Below are 6,952 nucleotides of genomic sequence, written 5' to 3'. Positions count from 1 at the left end.
GAACCGGCGGAACGGACGGGCCGGGCGGGGCGGGCGGACCTGGCGGGACGGCCCGGGGGTTTTCGGGCGGGCGGTGTCCGCCGGTGTTCCCGATGGTGCGCAGGCCCGGGAAGCGGGCGTCGAAGGAGTGGTGTTCGGCTTCGCCGATGAAGGTGACGAGCCGGTCGCTCCCGCCCTCGTCGTGGGTGCGGCGGCGCAGCTCGGTCAGGAAGTGGGCGACCCCTTCGGCGGTGGTCATGCGGGACAGGCGCGCGGTGCGCGCGGTGTGGGCCCGGACGATGGACCCGGAGCCGAGGCCGGTCTCGTCCCAGATGGTCCAGGCGATGGTGAACTCGCCCTCGTCGCCCGCGTGGGCGGCGGCGGACAGGAAGTCGTTGGCCGGGGAGTAGTCGCTCTCGCCGGGCAGACCGGCCACTCCGGTGACCGAGCCGAAGTTGCACCACAGGCGCGGGGCGAGAGCGCCGGTGAACGCGGCGCGCAGATGGTGGTGGCCGAACAGCTTGACGTCACGGACACGGCGCATGCCGGGCAGGGTCTTGCGGGTGATGTCGCCCGGGTGGTGCAGCCCCGCGCCGTTGACGAGCAGGTCGACGTGGCCCTCCCGGGCGCGTACGGCGTCGGCCAGGGCTCGTACGGCGGTCGCGTCCGTGACGTCGCAGGTGTGGAAGTGGACCCGGTCGGCGCCGCACGACTCGCGCAGGGCCCGTAGGGTCAGGGCGGACTCGCGGGCGTGCAGGAGGCGGTCGAAGACGGCGTTGATCTCGCCCACCGGCCGCCGTGGCTCGCGGGAGCGCCGGTCGGTGATGTAGCGGGCGCGTGCCGCGGGCAGCTCCTGGTCGGGGGTGTGCAGCAGGTCGTCGGGTACGTCGCCGGGGCGGCCGGCCCCCACCAGGTGGATCCGCAGGGGCACCTGGCGTGCGAGGCCGAGCAGGCAGGCGGCGGTGATGCCGCGGGCGCCGCCCGTGGCCACGACCACCGCCCCGGGGGCGAGCGGCGGGGCCCCGTCCGGCGCGGGAGGGTCGTTCTCGGTGAGGCGCTGGACGAAGCGGGTGGCATCGCGGTGGCGGACCACGGGCAACCCGTCGGCCGGGCGGGCGAGTTCGTCCTCCAGGGCGGCCAGCACGGCCAGGGGTTCGGTGCTGTCGCCGACCACCGCGCGCACGGTGCAGCCCGCCAGCTCCCAGGCCAGGGACTTGACGAAGCCGGTGAAGAGATGGGCGTGCGGGGCGGCCTCCTCCCCCAGGAACGGTGCCGCCGCTCCCACCGCGACCGTGCCGCCCTCGGCGAGCCGGTCGCGCAGCCGGCGCACCGCCCAGAACGCCGCCTCCTGCACGGCCAGTACGTCGGCGGTGGGTGGCGCGGGCCAGGCGGGTGCCGGGTGCAGGTCGGCGACGACCCGCAGGTGCCGAAACCCTTCCGGGTCCTCGCCCAGGGCGCGGTCGACGGCCTGTTGCGGGTCCCGGTCCCCGTCGACGGCGACCAGGCGGCAGTGGACACCGGCCTCGACCATGGCGCGCAGGGCACTCGTGTGCCGGGAGCCGGTGATCACCAGGGTGCGGGGCGGCAGCGGCCGCGCCCCGGTGCCGCACGGTCCGGCCGCCTCCCAGCTCAGGGTGTGCCGCCGGGTGACCGGGGGCGGGGTTCCTTCGGCCGGTCGGACCGGAGCCGTCGGCGTGGGGTCCGGCGGAGTGGAGTCCGGCAGAGCGGGGTCCGGTGTGCGGGTGACGATGTGCCGTAGGGCGGTCACCAGGTCGTCGGCTCCCGGGTAGCTCCATCCGTCCGGTGCACGACGCTCGGCGGACAGCCGGTCCGACAGGGCGTCGAGGGCGGTGAGGAGGGGCCAGCCGCGGGCGCGGGCCACGGAGGACCGGGTGAGCACCAGGGCGAAGGCCCCCTCCGCCGTCTCCCGGGAACCGGCCGGCTCGTGCAGCCGGGTGAACAGGGGCCCGGTGGCACCGTTCACGCCCAGTACCAGTGCCATCTCCAGCTCTCCGCGCCGCAGATGCGCGGCGGCGGCCCCGAGGGCGCTGCGGCCCGAGGTGGGCCCGGTGTCGAGGGTCATCGTGGGACCGTGCAGGTCGTGCAGGGCGGCGATCCGGGCGGGTATCACGTTCGGCATCAGCCCGGCCAGGGTGTCCTCCCCCGGGCGCGTGCGCCCGCGCACCGCGTCGAGGTACGCCGAGGTCGCCCTGCGCAGCGCGGCGCGGTCGAGCCCGTCGGGCAGCGGCCGCCCGACCGCCCCGGCCAGCGAGGCGGCGTGGCACCGGACGGTCGTGTCGGGCGAGGCGGCGGGGACGCCGGTATGGGCGGCGAAGACCCCGCAGGTCTCCCGCAGCCCCTCCCACCAGGGCGGGGCGTCCCGGGGAACGAGTGCGGCGACGGCCTGCAACGCCATGAGCTGGGCCCGGTCGATGCCCGCGGCGGTGGGCGCGGGGATGCGTACCTCGGAGAAGGGCGGGAGCGGGTACCGCGCCCCGAACGAACGCCGTGCCGCCGGGTTGCGCCCGTCGGCCAGACGGCGCGCGACGTCCGCCGCGTCCGGAGCTCCGGGCAGGTGGGCCGACCAGGCCACGACGACCACCGGATCGTCCTCGACGGGGTCGGGCAGGGAGGCCGGTGCGGCCTCGCCGGGCCGGGGGGCGTCCTGGAGCAGCAGGTGGCCGTTGGTCCCGCCGAAACCGAACGCCGACACCCCCGCCGTTCGTGGCCGGTCGGCCGGGCGCGGCCAGGGCACCGGATCGGTCGGTACCCGCAGCGGCGGCGCGCCGTCGGGGCCGCGGTAGGGGATCTGCGGCGGGATCGTGGAGTGGGCCATGCCCAGCAGGGCGTGGACGACCGACACCGCACCGGCCGCCCAACCGGTGTGCCCGAACACCGACTTGTTCGATGTGCACCGGGCGTGGGGCAGTTGCGCCGCCAGCACCCCGCGTTCGACCCGGTCGCCGACCGGGGTGCCGGTGGCGTGGGCGACCACCCAGTCGATCTGCTCCGGCGCGATGCCGGAAACGGCGCGGGCCCTGCTCAACGCCCGTTCCTGGCCTTTGGAGTTGGGGGCGTGGACGGCCCGGCCGCGCCCGTCGGACGCCGCGCCGAACCCGGCCAGCACTCCCAGGACGTGATCGCCGTCGGCCCGGGCGGCGTCCAGCCGCTTGAGGGCGACGAACGCCGCCCCGTCGGCGAACAGCACCCCGTCCGCGTCCGCGTCGAGGGCCCGGACCGCGCCCGACCGGCTCAGCCCGCGCAGTTGGGAGAACAGCACACCGTAACGGGGGCCGAGGGAGAACACCCCTCCGCACAGGGCGAGTTCGCACTCGCCGTCCAGTACGGCGCGGGCGCCCAGGTCGATGGCGTACAGCGCGGAGGAACAGGCGGTGTCGACGACCTGTACCGGTACCGGCTCGGGAAACAGCGACGCGACGGCGGCGCGCAGGGCCGCCGTCGGCAGGTGTCCGGCCGGTGCGCCCGCGTGCCGGTACGCGGACCGCAGCCATCGGACGAGCAGTGCGCGCAGCGCCTCGGGGTCCTCGGCCGGATCTCCGTCCCAGTGTTCCGCGATGCCGTCGGCGGCGGCCTCGACGAGCAGGCTCTCCTCCATGTGTTGTGATCCCTCGGCCCAGGCACCGGCGAAGCACGCGGTGCGGACACCGGCGCCGGACGCCAGACGCGGGGCGTCGCACTGGAGGAGCGCGGTGCGCGTCCACACGGTGAGGAAGTCCTCTTCCTCCGCGTTCCCGCCGATGCCCTTCCCGGTGTCCTCTCCGAGGTCCGGTACGGGGCGGACGTAGCCGGCGACCCGGCTGTAGGTACGGTCCGGGGCACTCTCCGGCGACCAGAAGTCCTCCAGGGAAAACCGTTCTCCCGGCTCACCGAACTGGGGAACGCCCTCCATCAGCCGCCGCCGGAACGCCTCCGGCCCCTCGGCACCCGGGACCACCAGCCCCATGCCCACCACGGCCACCGTGCGTGCAGTGTCCCGCCCCGTGGCGGGAGGCCGCGGGGTCGGCACGGAGCCGGTCCGGGCCGGGGCCGGGGCCGGGCAGGAGGACGAAGGCGGAGCCGGAGGCGGAGGGGTCAGGGAGGGAGCCGGGAACGGAGGGGCGGGAGAGGAAGCCGGGGACGCAGGAGCCGGGACCGGGGTAGTCGGGGCGGACCGATGTGGCGTGAGCATGGCGCGGCCCACGGACAGTCCGCCGTCGGCCAGCAGGCACTGCCCGGAGATCCAGCGGGCCTGCGGGGAGGCGAGGAAGGCCACCAGCCGGGCGAGGTCGTCCTCCTGCCCCACCCCACCGAGCGGGGCCGCCGCCGCGCAGGTCGCCCGCAGGGCGTCCGCACCGGGGAACAACGCGGCCGTGGCATTGTCCAGCAGCCCGGCCGAGGCGGTGTTCACCCGGATTCCCGAGGGGCCGAGGTCGGCGGCCAGATACCGGGTCGTCGCCTCCAGCGCCGCCTTGCACACCCCCACCAGCAGGTAGTTGTCCATGGCCAGTCCGGCGCCGACGGACGAGACGTTCACGATGGCACCGCCGCCGCGCGCGGCCATCAGCGGCGCCGCTTCGAGGGCGCACCAGCGGGCTCCGTGGAGGTTGGTGTCCAGCGCCCGCCGCCACTCGGCGTCGGTGAGGTCGTCGAAACGGGCGAACACGCCCCGCGCCGCGTTGTTGACCAGGATGTCCACGCCGCCGTGCCGCTCGGCCAAGGTCGCGAACATCGCGGTCACCTGGTCGTGCTTGGCAACGCTGGCCCGCAGCGGCTCCGCCCGGCCCCCGGCGGCACGGATCGACGCGACGGTCTCCTCGGCGGCCCGCGGCGAGTGGAAGGAGTTGACCACCACGAGGGCGCCGTGCCGGGCCAGTTCACGGCTGATCGCCGCGCCGACCCCCTTGCCGCCCCCGGTGACCAGAGCGACCTTTCCGGCGAGATCCTGTGCCGCGGGCACTTCGGGTCGGCCGCCGCTCATGCCCGTACCCCCGCGCGCGTGCCGTCCGCGGGCAGGGTGCTCAGCAGCCCGGCCAACGCGTCCAGGGTGGTGTAGCTGGTCAGGCGGGAGCCGTCCGCCGGCAGGGTACGTCCGAAACGTGCGGCGGCCCGGGCGAACAGTTCGGTCTGTTTGATCGAGTCCACTCCGAGGTCCGCCTCCAGGTCGGCGTCGTCGGTCAGGACCTCGGGCGGATATCCCAGCGCCGCCGCGTACAGGGTCCGCAGCGTGGCCACGACGGAGCGCCGGTCCGGGAACGCCTCCGCACCCGACGGGGTCTCCTCGGCCGCCTGCTTCGTACGGTCCTCCGCCGCATCGGCAGGGGTCGATGCGGGGCCGGGCCGGTGGATCCGGGCCGCCGGGGCCGATGGGGGCCTCGGGGACGTCGGGGGTGTCGAGGTCGTGCGGGGAACCGGCGTCAGGCCGCTCAGCGACTCGGCCAGCTCGGGGCCGCCCACCCGGCGGCGCAGCGGTGCGATCGCCCGTACGCCCGGCACCGTCGCCGTCACGAGATCGCTCAGTGTGCCGCGGGGGCCGCACTCCACGAACACCTCCACGCCCTGCGCGTGGAGCAGCCGGACCGCGTCGGTGAACCGGGTGGGCCGTACCAGGTGGGCGGCGACCAGGTCGGCCACCGCGTCGGTGTCGTCCACCCGCCGCCCCAGGATCGCCGAATGCAGCAGATGCCGCGCGGGCCCGGCCCGCAGCGCGGTCGCCCGGCGGGTGAAGTCACCTGCCACGGCGGCCAGCATGCGGTGGTGGAAGGCGTACGGGACGCGCAGCGCGGTCGCCCTGACGCCGATCGCCCCGGCGGCCCGCCGTACCCGGCCCAACGGTTCCTCGGGGCCGGACACCACGCACTGGCGGGGGCTGTTGTCCGCGGCCAAGGCCACCTCCCACTCCCCGAGGCCCACCAGCAGCCCTTCGGCCCGGGAGGCGGACATCTCCAGTGCCAGCATCCCGCCGTGCTCCGGAGGGCGGGCGGCGAACGCCTCGTCGCGGGCTGCGACCAGTGCCATGCCTTCCGCCGGCTCGTACACCCCGGCCGCGGCCAGGGCCACCAACTCGCCGAAGCTGTGCCCCAACAGCACGTCGGGAAAAAGCTTATGACGTTCCGTCAATAACCGGAACAGCACCATCTCGGCGGCGAACAGCGCCGTGTGCAGATCCGCCGGGGCCTCGTCCACCAGCTCGGACAGGGTCGGTGCCCGCTCGTCGAGCAGAAAACGGGAGGGGGCGCTCCGCCCGAGACGGACGGCGGCGGCGTCCAGCGGGCGCAGTGTCTCCTCGACCAGCGGTTCGTCGACGGCGAGCCGGGCGAGAGCGGCGGGCAGATAGGCCCCTTGCCCCGGAAACACGAAAGCACAGCGCTCGACCAAAGCAACTCCTCTGCACAGAGCGATACTTGGAAGATTCCCGAGCAGGACGCATCGTCCGCCCCGCGCCGTCCGCCCCGCACGGCGGGACGGACGGCGCGGGGGAACGCGAAGGGATGCGGGGTGTTGTGCGGTGTGCGATGTGTGGCGTGCGGTGTGACAGCCGGAACGAGAACCAGGACAAGCACAGAGACAAGCGCCAGAACAGAAAACGAAACCAGGGCGAACGCCCACCCCCCATGCACACGCATACTCAACGTACCGTCAGCCGCACCCACGGTCATCACCCACATGAGTGACTAACTGATCGTTTCAGAATGAGGTTCGGAGTCGTCTCAAACAGATGATGCTGCAGGCGAGTTGGAGCAGTCCGAGGTGGAGGTCGGCGCGTATCTCGTAGCGGATCCGCAGTCGTTTGAACTGGTGGAGCCAGGCGAAGGTCCGCTCCACGACCCAGCGCGTCTTGCCCAGCCCCGAGCCGTGCGGGACACCTCGACGGGCGATCTTCGGGGTGATGCCCCGAGCCCGCAGGATGCGGCGGTACTTGTCGTAGTCGTAGCCGCGGTCGGCGAACAGCCGTCGCGGCCGGTGACGAGGCCGG

Annotated in this window: 3 protein-coding genes; all 3 read right to left on the bottom strand. The window is 74.6% G+C overall.

Going from position 1 to position 6,952, the window contains the following annotated elements:
• A partial coding sequence (locus tag EAO76_RS41740) for an SDR family oxidoreductase (RefSeq protein ID WP_148841452.1) occupies positions 1 to 4,957 on the bottom strand: 4,957 nt, incomplete at its 3' end.
• Complete coding sequence (locus tag EAO76_RS41735; protein ID WP_148841451.1) at positions 4,954 to 6,333, bottom strand: acyltransferase domain-containing protein; 1,380 nt, start codon at positions 6,331 to 6,333, stop codon at positions 4,954 to 4,956. The genes EAO76_RS41735 and EAO76_RS41740, both read right to left, overlap by 4 nt.
• 330 nt (positions 6,334 to 6,663) lie before the next feature.
• A partial coding sequence (locus EAO76_RS41730; protein ID WP_148841450.1) for a transposase occupies positions 6,664 to 6,952 on the bottom strand: 289 nt, incomplete at its 5' end.

Source organism: Streptomyces sp. sk2.1 (assembly GCF_008120935.1).
In the GTDB taxonomy this organism is placed as follows: domain Bacteria; phylum Actinomycetota; class Actinomycetes; order Streptomycetales; family Streptomycetaceae; genus Streptomyces.
This window is presented reverse-complemented; position numbering and strand designations above follow the sequence as displayed.